The organism is Providencia sp. PROV119 (assembly GCF_028482435.1).
Classification (GTDB): domain Bacteria; phylum Pseudomonadota; class Gammaproteobacteria; order Enterobacterales; family Enterobacteriaceae; genus Providencia; species Providencia stuartii.
The window spans coordinates 204,207-222,712 of the sequence record NZ_JAMPQL010000003.1; the positions used below are offsets into that span (position 1 = coordinate 204,207).

20 protein-coding genes are annotated in these 18,506 nt (G+C 42.3%); 9 read left to right on the forward strand and 11 right to left on the reverse strand.

Annotated elements, in window-relative coordinates:
- Window positions 1-295: 295 nt before the first annotated feature.
- The 6 genes from PSF11_RS05590 to PSF11_RS05615 form a co-directional block, all read right to left on the reverse strand.
- Window positions 296-712: a hypothetical protein gene (locus tag PSF11_RS05590; RefSeq protein WP_072502310.1), complete on the reverse strand. Its 417-nt coding sequence runs from the start codon at window positions 710-712 to the stop codon at window positions 296-298.
- A 512-nt stretch (window positions 713-1,224) separates the two neighbouring features.
- On the reverse strand, window positions 1,225-2,037 hold the full coding sequence (locus PSF11_RS05595; RefSeq protein WP_072502309.1) for an energy-coupling factor ABC transporter ATP-binding protein: 813 nt from the start codon (window positions 2,035-2,037) through the stop codon (window positions 1,225-1,227).
- Complete coding sequence (locus tag PSF11_RS05600; RefSeq protein ID WP_072502308.1) at window positions 2,024-2,869, reverse strand: energy-coupling factor ABC transporter ATP-binding protein; 846 nt, start codon at window positions 2,867-2,869, stop codon at window positions 2,024-2,026. Before PSF11_RS05600 ends, PSF11_RS05595 begins: the two co-directional genes overlap by 14 nt.
- Window positions 2,860-3,564 carry an energy-coupling factor transporter transmembrane component T gene (locus PSF11_RS05605; RefSeq protein ID WP_036940535.1) on the reverse strand — a complete coding sequence of 235 codons (705 nt, stop codon included), beginning with the start codon at window positions 3,562-3,564 and terminating at the stop codon, window positions 2,860-2,862. Before PSF11_RS05605 ends, PSF11_RS05600 begins: the two co-directional genes overlap by 10 nt.
- 2 nt (window positions 3,565-3,566) lie before the next feature.
- Complete coding sequence (locus PSF11_RS05610) at window positions 3,567-4,148, reverse strand: membrane protein (protein WP_014656118.1); 582 nt, start codon at window positions 4,146-4,148, stop codon at window positions 3,567-3,569.
- A 14-nt stretch (window positions 4,149-4,162) separates the two neighbouring features.
- Complete coding sequence (locus PSF11_RS05615; RefSeq protein WP_014656117.1) at window positions 4,163-4,621, reverse strand: PPC domain-containing DNA-binding protein; 459 nt, start codon at window positions 4,619-4,621, stop codon at window positions 4,163-4,165.
- A 377-nt stretch (window positions 4,622-4,998) separates the two neighbouring features.
- Here PSF11_RS05615 and ypfJ point away from each other — a divergent pair, with 377 nt between their 5' ends.
- The 5 genes from ypfJ to PSF11_RS05640 all read left to right on the forward strand — a co-directional run bounded on the left by ypfJ (window position 4,999) and on the right by PSF11_RS05640 (window position 10,126).
- Window positions 4,999-5,889, forward strand: coding sequence for a KPN_02809 family neutral zinc metallopeptidase (gene ypfJ / locus PSF11_RS05620; RefSeq protein ID WP_072502307.1), 891 nt, complete (start codon window positions 4,999-5,001; stop codon window positions 5,887-5,889).
- A 10-nt stretch (window positions 5,890-5,899) separates the two neighbouring features.
- A complete protein-coding gene (locus PSF11_RS05625) occupies window positions 5,900-6,193 on the forward strand; it encodes a DUF7677 family protein (protein ID WP_004920570.1) in 294 nt (97 codons plus the stop codon).
- A 41-nt stretch (window positions 6,194-6,234) separates the two neighbouring features.
- On the forward strand, window positions 6,235-7,545 hold the full coding sequence (locus PSF11_RS05630) for a hypothetical protein (protein WP_225829660.1): 1,311 nt from the start codon (window positions 6,235-6,237) through the stop codon (window positions 7,543-7,545).
- A 108-nt stretch (window positions 7,546-7,653) separates the two neighbouring features.
- Window positions 7,654-8,106, forward strand: a complete 453-nt coding sequence (locus PSF11_RS05635) for a DUF441 domain-containing protein (RefSeq protein WP_004920564.1) — start codon at window positions 7,654-7,656, stop codon at window positions 8,104-8,106.
- A 7-nt stretch (window positions 8,107-8,113) separates the two neighbouring features.
- Window positions 8,114-10,126 (forward strand): tRNA(Met) cytidine acetyltransferase TmcA, encoded by a 2,013-nt coding sequence (locus tag PSF11_RS05640; RefSeq protein WP_072502305.1) that lies wholly within the window; start codon window positions 8,114-8,116, stop codon window positions 10,124-10,126.
- Here PSF11_RS05640 and PSF11_RS05645 read toward each other — a convergent pair.
- Window positions 10,107-10,298 carry a YpfN family protein gene (locus tag PSF11_RS05645; RefSeq protein ID WP_004920559.1) on the reverse strand — a complete coding sequence of 64 codons (192 nt, stop codon included), beginning with the start codon at window positions 10,296-10,298 and terminating at the stop codon, window positions 10,107-10,109. The two genes, PSF11_RS05640 and PSF11_RS05645, sit on opposite strands and share 20 nt — an antisense overlap.
- A gap of 173 nt (window positions 10,299-10,471) precedes the next feature.
- Between PSF11_RS05645 and PSF11_RS05650 the strand changes: the two genes are divergently transcribed.
- Window positions 10,472-10,858: a DUF454 family protein gene (locus PSF11_RS05650; RefSeq protein WP_171830834.1), complete on the forward strand. Its 387-nt coding sequence runs from the start codon at window positions 10,472-10,474 to the stop codon at window positions 10,856-10,858.
- A gap of 45 nt (window positions 10,859-10,903) precedes the next feature.
- Here the strand turns inward: PSF11_RS05650 and PSF11_RS05655 are convergent, their stop codons facing one another.
- From PSF11_RS05655 to PSF11_RS05670, 4 genes are all read right to left on the reverse strand, one after another.
- The gene (locus tag PSF11_RS05655; protein ID WP_004920553.1) at window positions 10,904-11,572 is read right to left on the reverse strand and encodes a M15 family metallopeptidase; all 669 of its coding nucleotides are present in this window, start codon (window positions 11,570-11,572) and stop codon (window positions 10,904-10,906) included.
- Window positions 11,569-12,699, reverse strand: coding sequence for a succinyl-diaminopimelate desuccinylase (gene dapE, locus PSF11_RS05660; protein ID WP_004920549.1), 1,131 nt, complete (start codon window positions 12,697-12,699; stop codon window positions 11,569-11,571). Before dapE ends, PSF11_RS05655 begins: the two co-directional genes overlap by 4 nt.
- Before the next feature lie 14 nt (window positions 12,700-12,713).
- The gene (locus PSF11_RS05665; protein WP_014656111.1) at window positions 12,714-13,085 is read right to left on the reverse strand and encodes an ArsC family reductase; all 372 of its coding nucleotides are present in this window, start codon (window positions 13,083-13,085) and stop codon (window positions 12,714-12,716) included.
- A gap of 151 nt (window positions 13,086-13,236) precedes the next feature.
- Window positions 13,237-13,857 carry a LuxR C-terminal-related transcriptional regulator gene (locus PSF11_RS05670; RefSeq protein ID WP_014656110.1) on the reverse strand — a complete coding sequence of 207 codons (621 nt, stop codon included), beginning with the start codon at window positions 13,855-13,857 and terminating at the stop codon, window positions 13,237-13,239.
- A gap of 423 nt (window positions 13,858-14,280) precedes the next feature.
- Between PSF11_RS05670 and maeB the strand changes: the two genes are divergently transcribed.
- The 3 genes from maeB (at window position 14,281) to PSF11_RS05685 (ending at window position 18,487) form a co-directional block, all read left to right on the forward strand.
- Window positions 14,281-16,560: an NADP-dependent oxaloacetate-decarboxylating malate dehydrogenase gene (gene maeB, locus PSF11_RS05675; RefSeq protein WP_072502304.1), complete on the forward strand. Its 2,280-nt coding sequence runs from the start codon at window positions 14,281-14,283 to the stop codon at window positions 16,558-16,560.
- Window positions 16,561-16,675: 115 nt separating this feature from the next.
- Window positions 16,676-17,563, forward strand: a complete 888-nt coding sequence (locus PSF11_RS05680) for a ChaN family lipoprotein (protein WP_041704990.1) — start codon at window positions 16,676-16,678, stop codon at window positions 17,561-17,563.
- Between the two features lie 120 nt (window positions 17,564-17,683).
- Window positions 17,684-18,487, forward strand: coding sequence for an energy transducer TonB (locus PSF11_RS05685; RefSeq protein WP_004920535.1), 804 nt, complete (start codon window positions 17,684-17,686; stop codon window positions 18,485-18,487).
- The last annotated feature ends 19 nt before the right edge of the window (window positions 18,488-18,506 follow it).

Consider the following 18,506-nt stretch of genomic DNA (forward strand, 5'->3'; position numbering starts at 1 on the left):
TATCGTGTCGTAGATGAGAAACATGGCATTACAATGGACACGCATGTTGCTCATTTTTCGTTTTCAAGGAATTTCCTTTTTCTAAAAATCATGGTGTAAAGGGCGAGTTGATTACGTCAGCGATGAGTTGGTTTGGTGCCTTTAGCTGCTCATCTGTTATTCATGGGCGATAAGGAGAATGATGGCTGTCTTATCAACACTTTTAGCTTTGAAAATACGATGCGCAACTTTGCGAATACACTCGACATTCGATTTTTTGGACGAAATGCCCTTAAATGAGGGGGATGTCAGAAAGCTAAGCCGCTATTATTGGTGCTATTTTTTTGTTGGTCGTAAGGTCATGAGCCGCCGCAGATGGATTAAGATCTTTGCCTTGCTCTGCTAACCATAACTGTAGTTGCTCAGTGGCAGGTATCAGGTTATAGGCTGAATGTGTGGGTTCAATATGCTTTTCACCATACTCTACCAATTTGTTATCAAGGAAAATAAAGTGTTGAACAGTATTTTGCATTTTAAGCATGGTGGGGCGCTTGGTATAGAGCAATAGGGTGGCATTTTCTATCGTTGCTGAATCAGAAGGTTCCCCCATAATAGAAACCACTTGTTGCGAAGTCATACCTGCAATAACTAAGGTTAACTTATTGTCAGCAGAGTATCCTATCACCGAAAATAGTAGGGAGAAGATACAAAATAGCGCTTGGATTGCCCGCATGATTAAACCTTAGTCATCTGTTCGAAGATCAGATCATAGAATACAAAGTGATATTTAAGGAATTCATATTTTAGTTTCATACATATAACACAGATAATTGTGACCACTTTTCATTATACAACTGTATTGACGCTTTAACTAACATCTTGGCGTTTAGGTTATCGGTTTTACTGAGCTGTTTTAGCGGGGAAGCTGCATAATGGATGTTTACAGCTTTTACTTAGGAAGATAATTAGTTTTCTGGTTTTAATTCGTCCATACAGCCAAAGTTCTCTTGCGGGTTATTTATATACATCGGGCCTATCATGCTACAAATAATAAAACAGAGCAGCATGACACACACTTGTCCAACCTTGACTCGGGATAGTTTACCATTAACATGGCATTTTTTACCTATCTGATATCGATATCTAGATATAAGCTAAGACGTTATCACCGCAATAAATCAAACCTTAGTGTTGATATCAAGGGTCGACAACCATATAAAAACTGATAACGTTCAAGCTGAAAAGTCAGATTGGCTCGCGGCTAATACGGATAAATTTATCAGCCCAACGTTTAGGGTCGCTTTCTAACGCGATATCCAATGCGTGACTCAATGAATACAGTGTTGGTGTTGGAAGCACGGATTCCGGTTGTAAATCAGGGTGGTTAAGTACGGTTTCAGGCGGACCATCAGCAATGATTTTACCTGCTGATAGATGAATAACCCGCTTGAAATGGCGAGCAACAAAATCAAGATCATGGCTAATGGCGAGTAGCGTCGTGCCCATCGTACGCTGTAATGCCAACCAACGCTCAAAGCAAGCGAGCCAACGTGCATCAAAGTCACGAGTAGGTTCATCTAATAGCAGTACTTTGGGGGAAATCGCACTCAGGCTGGCGACAGCCACCATACGCCGTTGACCTGCATCTAAATCAAGAGGGTGACTATTGGCAACATCTTGCAAATGGCAACATTCAAGGGCTTCCAACGTCCGTTTTTCTATCTCTGATTGAGATAGCTTTTGTCGTTTAAGGCCGAACGCGACTTCATCTTTTACTCGACTATGGAAAACTTGTTTTTCGACTTCTTGGAATAAAACACCAATTTGACTGGCACGTTGTATAGCGTTCAGTGCGGCAAGTTTTTGGTGATTAAAGTGGATCTCACCTTGTGTTGGGCGCAATAGACCCGCAGCAAGCCGCAGGAGTGTCGATTTTCCAGCACCATTGTCACCAACTAATGCAACCCATTCGCCCGCTTCGAGACGCAAACAAAGCTGTGAAATGGTCTCTTGGGTACTTTTAGACCAACGATAATCAATATGTTCAAAAAGTAGCATAATACTCCTTAAATGCCTTAAGTAATGCGTTGTTATCATTGGGAATGTCAGCAGGCCAAGCATTTTGATTGATTAAATAACCAAGTGCACGCCAAGCATCGGGCATATTAATGGTGGTTTGTGCCACCGAAAAAAGTTTTTTTCTATCAGTACCTGTGGCGATGACGTTACCCGCATCTAATAACATCAGTTGCTCACAAAAACTCATCGCAGGAAGTAGTTGGCGCTCAAACAGGATCACACTGCAATTGGTACGTTGAGAATAGTGTTTCAACGCAAGTAGCATGGTATGGGCGGCTTTTGGTGTGAGGCGACTAAATGCCTCATCCAATAATAATAACTTAGGCTGCATGGCGAGTGCGCTTGCGATGACAACGCGTTGGGCTTCTCCACCTGATAAGGTCGAGGGGTGTCGATGGCGTAAAGCTTCGCAGTCTGTAAGCGCAATGGCTTCGTTAACACGCTGCCTGATTTGTGCTTCGGGTAACCCAAGGTTTTCAGGGCCAAAGGCAATTTCTTGTTCCACATTGAATGTGCAACCAGATAATTGTAATTGTGGTGATTGTTGGATCAGTTGGCGTTGCGCACTGAGTACTGCTAAGTGGCCTTGTGATATGGGTTGTGATAAAACCTCAGCGACACCACTAAGTTCACCTGTAATCAATTCAGGTAACCAACCACAGAGCAGTTGAGCGAGTGTACTTTTACCGCTACCGTTGCCCCCTAAGATGGCAAGCCACTGTCCTGCTGCTAATTGTATATCAATAGGGCCTAAGGTGGTTGATCCCGCACCTTTGTGGGTAAAACATAGTCGTTGTAAATTTACCACCACCAGTCGATCCCTCCTTCAATGATGATAATGACTAAAATGGCATAACGACAAATGGCTTGAAAGAGGTTGTCTTTTGGGGCGCCCAACGTTGTTCGCTGACTCACGGCACGAAAACCACGCATATCCAAGGCAGCTCCACGGATAGCCAGTTCACTGAGTGCTTGGGTTGCGAGTGGCAGTATCAATGCCGGTAATGACATAAATCGTTGTAACAGATTGCCATCAAGGGGGACGCCTCGTGCCAACTGTGCCTCTTTGATACTGCTGATTTGTTGCCGTAGTTGTTCAACAAACAAGAGTGGCCCAGCTAATAAATATGAAAAGCTGGTTGGTAAACGGCTAGCAAATAGCGCTCTAATCAATTTTTCAGTCGACACATACTGTAGCCACAGTTGTGCACTACTGATAATGGCTAAAAGCCGAAACCATAAAGCCAAGGCTTTTTGCTGCTGTGTTGCAACAGAAAACTCGCCTGTCAGCCAGTAGGTTAGCCAACCACTATGGATCAGCCATAGCCCTAATGCCATTGGTAGCATCAAGCCAATAACATAGCGATAGCGGTAACGTGCTTGGCGCCATGCGAGTAGCATAGCAAAAGTCACCAGGCTGACGACAATTAACGGCCAGTCAAATGGTAATAGAACAACAGTAAAGCTGAGCCAGAACCATAATGTCAGCGAGGTAAAAGGATGCATATTTATCTTACTCGCGCCATATTTGGAAAGTTTTGTTGTGCACGCAGCGGTAAGCGACGCACTAATAACCACGCAATGAGTGCCGACACTATTTTATCTGCAATGTTGGCTCCTAATACGGTAATGGCAACAGATTCAAGTAGGTTTTCTCCCACAGCATGGAAGTAAGCGACGAAAAAATCGGCTCCGCTACCTGTTGTACCTGCAAATAAATAAGTACGGATAGGTACAGCAACTAACATCAATGCTAATGTAATGACGATGCCGGAAAAGATAACTCTAGGTAACGTCCGAAAAAATCCAGCATGAGCGAGTAACCCTGCACTGAGGCCTATCATCATCGCAACAGGGGCAAAAGCGGCGGCAATTGGGCCACTGAGTAATCCCCATAATAGATTGGTTAATAATCCGGTTAATGCAGCGATCCAAGGGCCGGCTAATAAAGCACAAATGATTGTGCCAATTGAATCAAGAAAAATTGGCAACTTAATGCTTGAGCTTATTTGCCCAACTAACATGTTAATAGCGATTGAAAAAACAATTAACGCTAAAGTACGGCTCGAAAGAGTAGATGATTTTGGCATGAATACACCGCTCCTTAGCGATGAACAGAAGAATGGGAGTTGTGGGGCGTGCGTTCAGAAACTGCTAATTCGTCATATCCAGATAATTCGCAATATTGACGAGTGAAAGTGATATGCTCTAATTCCCCAATAACAAGCTCTAACGTTGTTCTAACGGTACAGTCAAGCATCATATGCCCCCCTTGCACATGACCATTTTCATCTGAAATGGCTAAATGCAAATGTTCGCCTTCGCTATCTAATGTGCCGATAAGTGAAACAATTTCGTATCGACCAACAAATTGATCGGTTGTCTCTTTTCCTGCAAAACGCAAATTAACGCGAGTTAAGCTACCAACACAGCCAGCAATGAAAGCGGCTTTTAAGTGGTTCTGCTGAATAAAATGACGCAGTGTTGGAATAACATCCTCGCCGGGCCGTAATCGCAGGGCAAAATAGCGCGCATTGGAGGCGGGAGGGAAAGCTACATTCATATGAGTGATCCTAATTATATGACGACTTGAATATAAGGTGATTTGTCAACTCGGCGAAATACAGTGATATCGTCAGTGATAATAATTTTATATTGACCTCATATTATTATAAGTAACAATCAAGGAGATATCAGTAACGAAGTGTTTTCTATCGCTTATTTAATTGGAATTGCGATTAATTTGCGTTAAGTGAAAAACAATCAGTTAAAAAACAATATATCCACTTAATTAATAAGGTTAAAATGTTGAACATCTGTGTTAGTTCAGAGTGCTAAGCAGGCGATGACGTGGTATGAATAAAAATAATTAAGTCAATTGTAACGATTTTGAGTTTAAACTGTGACTAAACCGTTTATTTGCTGATTATAGAGGTGATTATGCGTTGGCAAGACCGTCGTCGTAGCGACAATATTGAAGATAGAAGATCAGAAAATTCATCAGGGGGTTTTCAAGGCAATGGTCGGGGGATACGAATTCCATTACGAGGAAAAAGTGGCGTTGTTATTCTGATTGTTATTGTCGTAGCTGGATATTATGGCGTTGATCTCACGGGGTTAATTACCGGAGAGCCTATCGGTAATCACTCTTCGCAACAAGCCCAAAATCGTACCATTAGCCCACAAGAGGCACAGTTAGCCGACTTTACGTCAGTGATGCTTGCTTCCACAGAAGATGTTTGGCAAACGGAATTTAAAAAGCTAGGCAAACAATACCAGCAGCCTAAATTAGTCATTTATCGCAATGGTACTTCGACAGCGTGTGGGCAAGGTAAAGCATTTATGGGGCCGTTTTATTGTCCAGCTGATAATAAAGTTTATATCGACCTGTCATTTTATAATGACATGAAAACCAAATTAGGGGCTGGTGGTGAATTTGCGCAAGGGTACGTCGTGGCTCATGAAATCGGCCATCATGTGCAGCACTTATTAGGCATTGAACAGCAAGTAAGAAAATTACAGCAAGGTGTAAGTACAAAAGAAGCCAATAAACTGTCGGTGAAACTTGAATTACAGGCCGATTGTTTTGCGGGTGTTTGGGGGCACAATATGGATAAAGAGGGCATCTTAGACGATGGCGACTTACAATCCGCGTTGAATGCGGCTCAGGCAATTGGTGACGACAGATTACAGCAGCAGAGCCAAGGTCGCGTGATCCCAGATAGTTTTACGCATGGCACCTCACAACAGCGCTATTTTTGGTTTAAAAAAGGGTTTGAGACGGGAGATATCAATAGCTGCAACACCTTTTCAGCGCAAAATACATTTTAAGGAGGCTCAGATGAAGCTCAGCCATAGCGTTAGTGGGGCGATTAGAACTTTCAGCTATTTTATGGCAAGTGGTTCACATTACATGCTCGAGGGGATTGATTATTTGTCGCTGTATGGCGAGGAGCCGAGTGCTATTGAACAAGCGTACGCAATATTTATCAATACACTGGAAATTGATGAGGCAGGGGAAGTATTGAATTTTACTCATGCGCAGAAAAGAGCAACGGATTATATTCGAAGTTACTGTGATGCTTCTTTTAACGTTGACCCTCCTTTTGAAGAGTGGGAAGTCGCTCTATATTAATGTATGACCTGCCCAAATATCATTTAAAGATAGAGGTTAAAGTGTTCCATTTGACGCGTACCATATTGATAACCACGCTTTTATTTTTCGGGTTGATAAATGCGTCAGCGAAAACCCATTATACCATTGATGATCTATCAACGGAGGGGATGTTAACGCTCTCCATGGATTTACCTAAATCCGAGCAGGAACAAAAATTGATCGTGAGAGGGGAAGCGTGGGGGTTAAAACCGCAAATTAACCATCCTCAGTGCCAAGGTACGTTGTTAAAGAAAAATACCGAAAATGAATGGATTGTGCCTATAGGTTGTGAACGGGTTTCGTGGCATGTCCTCCCTAATAAAGTTGCAAAAGGGCACGTTGACGCCTCGAAGCAAGCGACTATTTTCATTACCAGTGAATATCAAAACAAAAAACAGATATTGCTTTCTGAGCCTACGTCATTATTGCGCTTAGTCAATGATGAAGAAGGGATTATTCGTGCTGCCGATGGGATCGCTATCTATGGCGCGAAAGCTGAAAATACAAGCGCGTGGTCGGTTCCTGCCTATTATAAGGCGCCTGAATTTTATTTAGTGGGGGATATTCGATTGCAACAAGTGGACTTAACGAATATGAAAGTTCGCTATTTTAGTGACAACGTCACGTTAACCGATCAATATCAGCTAAATGGTTATCACCAACAAGCCTTAAAGTATTTAACCAAAGCGTTATCAATTTCACCTCAAGACAAGCGTGATAATACATTGTTGGTGATTTGGCTCGGCAGTAATGAAAAAAATGGCTTTATTGGTGGGGCGGCGGGTGGTCGCAGTTTCGTGGCTAACTATTTATATTCTGATAAAAAGGATGATAAAAACATTAACCTCAATAATGCAAAAACCCAACTTGTTATCGCCCATGAGCAATTTCATCAACTTATTGATATGGTAAGGGAAAATAAATCAACGCAGCCAGCTTGGGTTGAGGAAGGCCTTGCCCAATATTATGCTTTGAAAGCATTAAAACAGATGGAAAGCCAGCCACAAATTGTTTCATCAATTGAATCTGCAATGATGCCATTAAATGCTCCAGTGACACATACTTTTATTGAACTAGATAAGCGATTTAAAGCAGGGGATCGCTCTGTTTATGCTGAGTTCTATTCTCAAGGCGCTACATTTTGGCGAAAATTAGATACTATTTTACAGAAGGTCGCCAATAATCCATCAGGATTAGACCCGTTCATTACTGAATTAATGACATTACCTTCCGAGTCGAATGGTGATTTACCCGCATCTTTCAAAAATAAAATGATCGCTATCGGAGGAGAGCCTGTAAATATCTTATTTCAACAATATATCGGGCAATAATATGCCGTGACGTTTGCTTCTTATTCGGTGAGCCAATAACATAAGCCGTACTTTTTATCTTTCGCTAATTTTATAAGCAAAAGCAGCACGTTTTACAGGGAATACAATATGAGTCAAGTCGATCCTACCTTGATAATTTTACTGGTTTTAGCAGGCCTTGGGATCATCAGTCATAATATGACGGTGACATTAGCTATGTTATTTTTGCTGGTGGTGCGGATCACACCTTTAAATAATTTCTTTCCTTGGGTAGAGAAATATGGGTTAACGATTGGGATATTAATATTAACTATTGGTGTGATGGCTCCTATTGCTAGTGGTAAAATTTCAGCACAAGATGTATTAGGTTCCTTTTTAAATTGGAAATCACTGCTTGCTATTGTGATCGGGGTGTTAGTTTCTTGGTTGGGAAGCCGTGGTGTTACGTTAATGTCACATCAACCTTCAACAGTAGCAGGCCTACTTGTTGGCACGGTTATCGGCGTAGCACTCTTCCGTGGTGTTCCTGTTGGTCCTCTTATCGCAGCAGGGATCTTGTCATTATTGATCGGTAAATCTTAGCGGGTATATGAATTATTCACTTCCTAAAATCTGTGCTCAACTTAATGACTGTGGTCATCGGCGCTTGTTGGTGCTCTCTGGTGAGAGCTTGTGGATAGATAAACAATTAAATGAAATTCAATCAATTATCGCGGGTGATTGGCAGGCCCTTTCATCAACAATAACGGGGGCATTGCCCGTTAAAAATGCACATTTATTATTAGGCAGAGAGTTTTTACATGGGGTCTTTGATGCAAGAGAAGGTTTGCATAGCGAGGCTCTCGCTATGCTTGCTGGGGCATTAAAGGCTGGGAGCTTGCTGGTTTTATGTACGCCACCACAAGCTGAGTGGGCGTATTCATTGGATAACGATAGTATTCGATGGAATGAGCAAAATGGCATGATCGCCACGCCTAATTTTGTGCATCATTTACAGCAGTTGATACAGGCGCAATCTGACGTGCTGGTTTGGCAACAAGATAAGCCAGCGCATTTTTCTCTTTTACCCGAAAAAGAGCATTGGCAACCACCTTCGGGTGAGGCGACACCGGCTCAGCAATATGTACTGGAACAGTTGTTATCCGCAAATGACGGTGTTTGGGGGATCATCGCTCCCCGTGGGCGAGGGAAATCGACCCTTGCAGGAATGTTGATCCGCAACTGGCAAGGGGAGTGCTGGTGCTGTGCGCCTGCTAAAGTCGCGATACGAACACTAGAAAAATCAGCCGGTCAGCCGCTCAATTTTTGGGCGCCAGATGAATTATTACGTTACTGTAAGAAGAATGGTGACATAAAAGCTGACTGGTTGATTATTGATGAAGCGGCAGCAATTCCAAGTTATATTCTGCGCCAACTGGTCAATTATTTTCCACGTGTTTTATTAACGACAACGGTGGATGGCTATGAAGGAACAGGGCGAGGCTTTATCAATAAGTTTTGTGCGCAATTGGGCGGTTTTACAGCTCTCGATTTAGTCGAGCCTATCCGCTGGGCTAAGCATGATCCCCTTGAACATTGGCTCAATCAGGCATTATTACTAGAAGAGCCTGAAGGTGTAAACGATCACTCGCCATTACAGCTAATTGAGCCTATCAGCCAGCAACAATTAGTTGATGATCCTAAACAACTGAAAAGTTTTTATGGATTACTCACCAGTGCACATTATCGAACATCCCCTCTCGATCTTCGTCGGTTACTTGATGCAAGTGGCCAGCAATTTATGTTGGCCAAATCGGCGACGCAATTGATTGGAGCCTTATGGATGGTTGAAGAAGGTGGGTTAGATAGCCAACTAAGTTGGCAGATTTGGGCTGGTCTCCGCCGCCCTAGGGGGAGTTTAGTGGCCCAATCCCTTGCTGCTCATTATTACTTCCCTGAGGCGCCTCAGATGTCATCACTACGTGCAACGAGGATCGCGGTTGAGGCTGCTTATCGCCGACAAAAAATTGGCTCACAACTGCTTGACGCTCAAAAACAGCAGGCCGTTTACCAAGGCAAAGATTTTTTATCAGTGAGTTTTGGTCTGACACCGGAGTTATTACGTTTTTGGCAACAAGCGGGTTATCAATTAGTACGTGTTGGTGAACACCTTGAAGCAAGCAGTGGATGTTACACGGCGATGGCGATTTTACCACTATCATCACAAGCACAACGCATGTGTGAGCAAGCCAAACACAACTTGCCAAGGGATCTCTTTTGGCGTCGTGACCTTGAGCTATTTCACTTGCCGACATGTGATAAGCAGCATTTAACGCCCGAAGATTGGATTGAACTGGTTGGATTTGGCTTTTATCATCGTACGTTGGCAGCGAGTAGTGCGGCGATACAACGTTTATTAGCGCATCAAGAAGGTGGGTTGAAGCTGCTGCGTTTCTATTTTCAACTACAGTTATCTTTGGAAGAGATTTGCCAACAGCTATCATTAACGGGGCAAAAAGCGTGGTTACAACAAGCAAGGGCAGAAGTTAAAGACGTTGTGCAACGTGACCACCCTGAGCTTGTTAAAACGATAGCGCAAAAAATTAGCCCTTCTTATCTTTAGGCCAATCATCGTTATCATCCCAAAGATGATTGTTATCTTTATGAGGGGGAAGCTCGGGTTTATTATCAAGAAATTTTTTATGATCTACTCGCATCATCTCTTTGATAGAATTCCAGATGACGCCAACTAAAATCAGTAGGATCACCCACCAATAATCTGCTAACCAATGCATATGTCGCCTTTGTGCTTGCTAATAAGAGGTGATTAAAAAGGTGGATGAAAAGTTGAAACTTTTACAGGCACACATTTGGCATCACATTACTATTTGAATTTCGATAGGGTATCCCCTAGTTATTGGGTTTATTTAATCATGTTTTTGAAGCCGTTGGGAGAGCCATTTTGAATATAAAAAAAGGATTGTTGATCCTAATAGGTTGGCTCGCGGTAATATTAGCATGCTTAGGCGTTGTATTGCCGGTACTGCCAACAACCCCCTTTCTCTTATTGGCGGCATGGTGCTTTTCTCGCTCATCGCCGCGTTTTCATCACTGGTTACTTTATCGTTCATGGTTTGGTGGCTATATCCGACATTGGCAAACGTATAAAGGTTTGCCAAAAGGCGCTAAACCTAAAGCGATAGCCGTGATATTAGTTACGTTTACGATTTCAATTTGGGTTGTGAACTTTTGGTGGTTAAAGTTAGGTCTATTTGTCCTGTTATGCTGGCTAGTGATTTTTATGTATCGATTACCGGTGATAGATAAACCTGTACCGAATGATAATAAAGTATGATGGTGTTAAATGAAAAAGCGCCAAGAGATTTGGCGCTTTTTGAGGCTATTCTGGAATTTTAATGTAGCGATTAAAAACATATTCTAGATTCGCTAATAGCCAATCTTTACCCAAGATAACTTCTTCTTGTAAAACAGATTGAACCACTTGAGGGGTCAACAGTTGCTCAGCGTCATGGGATAAGGGCCAATAGCTAATATGCCAAGGTTCATAGGCAACACCTGCATTTTTAGCGGTGAAAGGGCGGTAGAAGTCATATGTGGCCATATTGTCACTTAACCACTGATTCAGCTCAGCAAAATAGCCGCCTTGTTCGTATTCCCATGGCTCAAGTTGCAGTGATTGCCCTTCAGGGAGACGCAATGGGTCATAGACGTCAATTTCCGTGCCCCAATGGTGGCGGCTTGCGCCCGGCAGGGCGGACCAATGCAAAATAGCTTCACATAATTCGCCTTCGCTTAATACGCTAATATCTAGCGGATTACTTTGTTTATCAAGAACGGGGCGCTTTCCGGTAAACTTCTCATTCCAAATCAGTTGCTGACGTGAAAAATCACGGAATGCACTGGCGGATTGGAGCTTGAAGCCAGCCTTCGCCGCCGCTTGTTGCATGGACAAAAATGCTTTTGTCGCATTAAATTGTAGGCGGTGATTACCGCCTAATGTCACGAGATGGTCGGTTGAACGGCCGGTGAGCATGGCGATGGTCATCATAGTAACAGTAGCTCCATTATGCGTTCATAAATCCGTGCCAGTTGCTGTAGGTCATGTACACTGACACACTCGTCAACTTTATGAATAGTGGCATTGAGTGGCCCTAATTCAATGACCTGTGCCCCCATTTGAGCAATAAAACGCCCATCAGATGTCCCACCACTCGTTGAGAGCTCTGTAGTGCGCCCCGTGAATTCATGAATAGCTTGCACGGTGGCGTCGACTAATTTCCCTGTACGGGTTAAGAAAGGCTGGCCCGAAAGCTTCCATTCAATTTCATAGCGTAATTGATGTCGTGCTAGCATCTCTTCAACACGCTCACGGATGATTTTGTCGGTTAATTCTGTGCTAAATCGGAAATTAAACTGAACGAAAAACTCACCCGGAATAACATTTGTCGCACCAGTACCCGCATGAAGATTGGCGATCTGCATACTGGTCGCGGGGAAAAATTCATTACCTTGATCCCACTGTGTTGATACAAGTTCTTGTAAAAAATTTGTCGCTCGATGTACTGGGTTATCGGCAAGGTGTGGGTATGCGACATGCCCTTGCGTGCCTAAAATCGTTAAATTCGCCGTGATAGAGCCTCGGCGGCCATTTTTAACGATATCACCGAGTTGAGTTTGGCTAGAAGGCTCACCCACTAAACAGTAATCTAACCGCTCATTACGTTGCATCAACGTTTCAACGACCTTAACCGTACCATTTGTCGCCTTTGCCTCTTCATCGGACGTGATTAAAAAGGCTAACCGACCACGATGATCGGGATGTTTTTGTACAAAACGCTCGGCAGCGACGACCATAGCTGCAACGGAGCCTTTCATATCCGCTGCACCACGACCATAAAGGTGTTGGTTGATAATGGTTGGTATGAAAGGGGGCGTTTGCCATTTTGTCTCATCCCCAGCGGGAACGACATCCGTATGGCCTGCAAATGCTAAGGTCTCGCCGTCGGCACCTCGATAAGCCCAGAAATTAGCCGTATCATCAAATAACATTTTTTCAACGGTGAACCCTACTTTTTCGAGTCGTTCAATTAATAATGCCTGACACCCTTGGTCATCAGGGCTAATTGATGGGCGAGAGATGAGCTCTTGAGCGAGTTGTATAACAGGACAATCCATCACTGCGCTCCGGCTTATTGAGTAAATTGTTGATATTCATCAGCGGAAAAACCGACAAGATAGCGGTTGTCTGCTGAAACGAGAATTGGGCGCTTGATCATCGCAGGTTCAGCCAATAACACTTTTTTGGCGCTTTCAGCATCAACAACGGCATTTTTTTCAGCATCACTGAGTTTACGCCAAGTTGTGCCTCTTTTATTAACTAAAACTTCCCAACCGAGCTGAGCGATGAATGTCGATAATAAGGCATCATCAATCCCCTCAACACGGTAATCATGAAATTGATAATTAATGCCATTATCTTCCAAGTAACGACGCGCCTTTTTGATCGTGTCACAATTTTTAATACCATACATAATGTAAGGGGAAGAAGTGCTGTTTGACATAAAATTTTCCTTTGATGATTTACTGTTAGCCCTACATAATGCGCGAAAATCTATTCAGGATCTAGCTTTCTGTGGGAAAGAAAAGTTAATCTAATGATTAAATTAATAGTTAATTAAATTATTTCATAATAAATTAATTATAGTAAATATATTATTTTGCTCTCATGTATATTAGACTTGCTTCTAATCGGGAGCGTACATTTAGTTTTTTAAGTAAATTACGGATGTGCACTTTTACTGTTTCTTCTGAAATAAAAAGTAATTGGGAAATTTCCCTATTTTTTAATCCAGCCGCCATTTCATGCAATATTTCGCATTCTCTGCGCGTTAATGATGATAATGGGTCATTAATTTTATGGCGATTAACGAGATATTGATAGACTTTTTCGCTAAATACATGGTGCCCAGCCGCTGCTTTTCGCATGCTATTCATCAGCATATCAAGTTCACTATTTTTAAGCAGATAGCCTTGTGCGCCTGCATCAATAGCATTGTAAATATCTGTTTTTAAAGCTGAAAATGATAAAACTAATAAATACGACTTAAGGCAGCGTTTACGTAATAAGCGAATTGTTTCGAATGTTTTAGTACCATAAATATTGATATCAGTTAGTATTATGTCAGGTTGTAGTTTGTCAGCAATATCAAGTGCTTCAGAGCAATTACAGCATTCAGCTGCGACAGTGAAATATGCATCTGAGTCGATAAGGTGCCGTAAACCATAGCGATAAATAGGATGTTCATCAATAATCATAACGGTTTGGGAAGACATAGTAGATTCCTTTTTATGCCTGACAATAATAAAAGAGGGCAGCTTAATAGCAAACACGCCATTACATTAAATATGTTATAGCCTTCAATTTTCGCCTTTATTACTATTTTTTAATGCTCATTGTATTTAATTATTAATTTATATAATTAATATTCAGAACCCCGAAATAGAAAACCAAAAAAATAATAACTCGATTTTTATATGATTAAAATTATCAAAAGTAATTATATCTATAATATATAATTGGCCTTCAAGTATATTGGTTGGGTGAGAGTTTGAGGTGATATTTTAGGCTAACTCGTATTACTAACTGATGTAACCGAAAGAATTTTCTGGAAATTGTCATCAAGATCATGATTTGCTTGTCTGAACTGTTTATACTGTTTACTGCTTTTACCCTACCTACTTTGAAAGGACTTGATGATGGATGATAAATTAAAACAAAGTGCTCTTGATTTTCATGAGTTTCCTCATCCAGGAAAAATAACTGTAACACCGACTAAACCATTAACGACTCAACGCGATTTGGCTCTTGCATACTCACCAGGGGTTGCGGTTCCATGTCTTGAAATCGCCTCAGAGCCACTATCAGCGTATCGTTATACCGCGAAAGGGAACCTTGTCGGTGTGATCTCAAACGGTACAGCGGTTTTGGGATTAGGTAATATTGGGGCCTTGGCGGGTAAACCCGTTATGGAAGGGAAAGGGGTGCTATTTAAGAAGTTTTCTGGCATTGATGTGTTTGACATCGAAGTTGATGAAACCGATCCCGATAAACTTGTTGATATTATTGCTTCTCTTGAGCCAACTTTTGGGGGTATCAACCTAGAAGATATTAAAGCGCCTGAATGTTTTTATATTGAGCAGAAGCTGCGCGAAAGAATGAATATCCCTGTGTTCCATGATGATCAGCACGGAACCGCAATTATTTGTACGGCGGCGGTGATCAACGGCCTTCGTATTGTTAAAAAAGATATCGGTGATGTTCGCCTAGTCGTTTCAGGTGCAGGTGCAGCGTCAATTGCATGTATGAACCTGCTTGTTGCACTAGGCTTAAAACACGAAAATATCACAGTCTGCGACTCCAAAGGGGTGATTTATAAAGGCCGTGATGAAAAAATGGATGTCACAAAAGCCGCCTATGCCATTGAAGATAATGGCGCAAGAACCCTTGCGGATGTGATCCCAAATGCAGATATTTTCTTAGGTTGTTCTGGTCCTGGTGTGCTGACCCAAGACATGGTGAAAACCATGGCGAAAGACCCGCTTATTTTAGCGCTTGCTAACCCTGAACCTGAAATTCTACCGCCATTAGCAAAAGAAGTACGTCCAGATGCCATTATTTGTACAGGCCGCTCTGATTATCCTAACCAAGTGAACAACGTATTGTGTTTCCCGTTCATCTTCCGTGGCGCGTTGGATGTTGGCGCAACGACCATCAACGAAGAGATGAAACTCGCTTGTGTTTATGCGATTGCTGATTTAGCGTTGGCAGAGCAGAGTGAGGAAGTTGCTTCTGCTTATGGCAACCAAGACTTATTCTTCGGCCCTGAATACATTATTCCGAAGCCTTTTGATCCACGTTTGATAGTTAAAATTGCGCCAGCAGTGGCAAAAGCGGCGATGGATTCAGGGGTTGCTACACGTCCAATTGCAGACTTTGATGCTTATATCGAAAAACTGAACCAGTTTGTCTATAAAACAAACTTGTTTATGAAGCCTATCTTTTCACAAGCCAAAAAAGAGAAAAAACGTATTGTTTTGGCAGAAGGGGAAGAAGAGCGCGTATTACATGCGACACAAGAGTTGGTTTCCCTTGGCTTAGCATTCCCAATTCTAGTTGGACGCCCAAGTGTGATTGAGAAACGTATTCAAAAACTTGGCCTGCATATTGAGCTAGGGAAAGATTTTGAAGTGGTTAACAATGAAAACGATCCACGTTTCAAAGAGTACTGGCAAGAATATTACCAAATCATGAAACGCCGTGGTGTTTCACAAGAGATGGCACGTCGTGCGGTGATTGGTAACCCGACTTTAATCGGCGGTATCATGGTACTTCGTGGTGAAGCGGATGGTATGATCTGTGGAACCGTTGGTAGTTACAGCGAACACTATAGCATAGTAAAAAATCTGTTCGGTTTCCGTGAAGGCGCTCATGCAGCAGGGGCGATGAACGCACTATTATTACCAACGGGTAACACGTTTGTTGCCGATACCTATGTGAACGAAGATCCAACACCAGAAGAGCTAGCGGAAATTACCTTAATGGCAGCCGATACGGTGCGCCGTTTTGGTATTGAACCGAAAGTGGCACTGTTATCCCGTTCCAGTTTCGGCTCTTCTGATTGTGCATCCGCACAAAAAATGCGTGATACATTAGCGCTGGTCAAGGCTCAAGCGCCGCATCTTGAAATCGATGGCGAAATGCATGCCGATGCTGCATTGATTGAATCTATCCGTAAAGATGTCATGCCTGATAGCCCACTAAAAGGGTCAGCAAACTTGTTGATCATGCCAAATATGGAAGCGGCACGTATTAGCTATAACTTATTACGTGTAACAAGCTCTGATGGTGTGACGGTAGGTCCGGTGTTAATGGGGGTTTCAAAACCTGTACACATCCTCACCGCGATAGCTTCTGTACGTCGTATTGTTAATATGGTGGCATTGGCTGCTGTTGAAGCACAAACACATCCACTATAATTTAACTTAATATCTAAAGGCCTCTAAATTTTAATATTTAGAGGCCTTTTTAATTGAAAATCATTCTCATTATCTGTATTTTGGGTAATCCTGTACTCAATAGATGGAAAAGATAATGATATCAGTAACATTGAAGGCAAAGTCCTCCCTTATCGCAATGGCGCTATTGTTGGTTGCGGGTTGTGCACAGCAAATAGAACAAAAGCCGGTAGAGCTAGATAGTCAGCTTACCGGACAAGGGCAAATCATTGACTTACAATCAGGTCAATCCATTACACCTCAACAGCTTATTGAGCAGTTATCTCAATCATCTCGCGTTATTGTCGGTGAAAAACACGACAATATGTATCATCACCAAATAGAGCAGTGGCTGGCTCAAGAGATGCACAAAACGCGTCCACAAGGCTCAGTGTTACTTGAAATGCTCCAACCAGATCAGCAAAAAAGTATTAACTCAGTGAAAGCACAAATGCAGGGAGATCCGTATATTCGCGATGAAAAATTGCAGTCGTCGATTAAATGGAATAGTGGATGGCCGTGGGAGCAGTATGGCGAGTTGACTAAACAACTATTAAAAGCCCCGTACCCACTACTTTCAGCAAATTTGAATAAGGAAGAGGTCAAGGAAGCATACAAAAATCCACCAGTATTAAATGGCGTATATTCGACTCAACCTGTCGTGCAGGAGTTGATCAGTAAGACGATTGAAACCTCTCATGACGGCAAATTAACACCGGAGCAGGTTGAAAAGATGACGGTTATTCAACAAATGCGTGATCGTCGTATGGCTAAATCACTGTTACAAGCACCAACCCCAGCCTTGTTGTTTGTGGGGGGGTATCATGCGACACGAGCTATTGGTGTACCGTTACATGTGCAAGATCTGGCTCCTGATGCTGAATTTACTGTGCTGATTATTTCAGAAAAAGGGAATGCTATCGATAATCTTCATGCGGATTATGTTTGGTATACGCCTAGTGTAAATCAAGCGGTTGAAAAATAATCATTTTATAATTATTTGTAATGTAATTGTGATAATGAAACAAATTTGAATAAAAATAGTTTTCATTTGCATATGTAATTGATTATCATTTGAGTTTTTGGCACAGCAAATAAGATTAAAATGAGTACGATTACATTTGAGCACTACCAGAACCAAAGTATGAAAATGGGTAGTGCGGTTATTGTTGCAATTGCATTACATTTTTTAGTTATTGGACTTTTTTTACGCAGCTCTGACGATCAACAGTGGGATAATCCCGTGCCACCACCATCCGTTGTGGTGGAAGTTTCCATGGAAGCGGAAGCTAAACAGGTCACAGAAGTGAATATCGGCCAAGTGCAGGAGGTCTCTGTGGCAAGTAAAGCCCAAGAAGCTGAACCTGAGCAGTCTGAGCTACCTACCGCACCCGTAAATGAAAATGCTGAACTGTTAGTAACCAAAACCGAAAAGAAAAAGCCGCAACCGACGCCTAAAAAAGAGAAGAAAGAACCGCCTAAAAAGCCTATTAAAAAGCTTGAAAGTGATAACTCAAAATCAAATTCAGCGCCTGTGACTAGTGATGCTGCTGCATTGAAACAGAGCAATAAGATTGCGGCTGATTTCAATAGTCAATCACAATCGCAACTGGATGCAGAAAAAGCGTGGCAGGCTCTCGTTCTCGGCCAATTGAATAAATTTAAACGCTACCCTGATGATGCTCGGCGACGTAACCGCACAGGAATTCCTGTGGTTGAATTTGACGTTGATGCGCAGGGCTATGTTATTAAAAGCTCACTGATTAAAGGGTCAGGAACTCGCTCTCTTGATAGGGAAGCCGAAAAAGTCCTTTCTCGAGCACAACCACTTCCCATCCCTCCAGCCGAAATGCTTAGGAATGGCAAAGTTACGGTAAGAATGCCAATAGACTTCACACTTGAAAACTAACGGTTAATCAGGGTAACAG

Bases quoted from the DNA above. Each gene is read 5' to 3' on its own strand.
- PSF11_RS05595 (WP_072502309.1), bottom strand. From the start codon at position 2,037: ATGCTACTTTTTGAACATATTGATTATCGTTGGTCTAAAAGTACCCAA.
- PSF11_RS05645 (WP_004920559.1), bottom strand. From the start codon at position 10,298: ATGCATTGGTTAGCAGATTATTGGTGGGTGATCCTACTGATTTTAGTT.
- PSF11_RS05615 (WP_014656117.1), bottom strand. From the start codon at position 4,621: ATGAATGTAGCTTTCCCTCCCGCCTCCAATGCGCGCTATTTTGCCCTG.
- maeB (WP_072502304.1), top strand. From the start codon at position 14,281: ATGGATGATAAATTAAAACAAAGTGCTCTTGATTTTCATGAGTTTCCT.
- PSF11_RS05665 (WP_014656111.1), bottom strand. From the start codon at position 13,085: ATGTCAAACAGCACTTCTTCCCCTTACATTATGTATGGTATTAAAAAT.
- PSF11_RS05640 (WP_072502305.1), top strand. From the start codon at position 8,114: ATGAATTATTCACTTCCTAAAATCTGTGCTCAACTTAATGACTGTGGT.
- PSF11_RS05670 (WP_014656110.1), bottom strand. From the start codon at position 13,857: ATGTCTTCCCAAACCGTTATGATTATTGATGAACATCCTATTTATCGC.
- PSF11_RS05625 (WP_004920570.1), top strand. From the start codon at position 5,900: ATGAAGCTCAGCCATAGCGTTAGTGGGGCGATTAGAACTTTCAGCTAT.
- PSF11_RS05605 (WP_036940535.1), bottom strand. From the start codon at position 3,564: ATGCATCCTTTTACCTCGCTGACATTATGGTTCTGGCTCAGCTTTACT.
- PSF11_RS05680 (WP_041704990.1), top strand. From the start codon at position 16,676: ATGATATCAGTAACATTGAAGGCAAAGTCCTCCCTTATCGCAATGGCG.
- PSF11_RS05655 (WP_004920553.1), bottom strand. From the start codon at position 11,572: ATGATGACCATCGCCATGCTCACCGGCCGTTCAACCGACCATCTCGTG.
- PSF11_RS05635 (WP_004920564.1), top strand. From the start codon at position 7,654: ATGAGTCAAGTCGATCCTACCTTGATAATTTTACTGGTTTTAGCAGGC.
- dapE (WP_004920549.1), bottom strand. From the start codon at position 12,699: ATGGATTGTCCTGTTATACAACTCGCTCAAGAGCTCATCTCTCGCCCA.
- PSF11_RS05610 (WP_014656118.1), bottom strand. From the start codon at position 4,148: ATGCCAAAATCATCTACTCTTTCGAGCCGTACTTTAGCGTTAATTGTT.
- PSF11_RS05685 (WP_004920535.1), top strand. From the start codon at position 17,684: ATGAGTACGATTACATTTGAGCACTACCAGAACCAAAGTATGAAAATG.
- ypfJ (WP_072502307.1), top strand. From the start codon at position 4,999: ATGCGTTGGCAAGACCGTCGTCGTAGCGACAATATTGAAGATAGAAGA.
- PSF11_RS05590 (WP_072502310.1), bottom strand. From the start codon at position 712: ATGCGGGCAATCCAAGCGCTATTTTGTATCTTCTCCCTACTATTTTCG.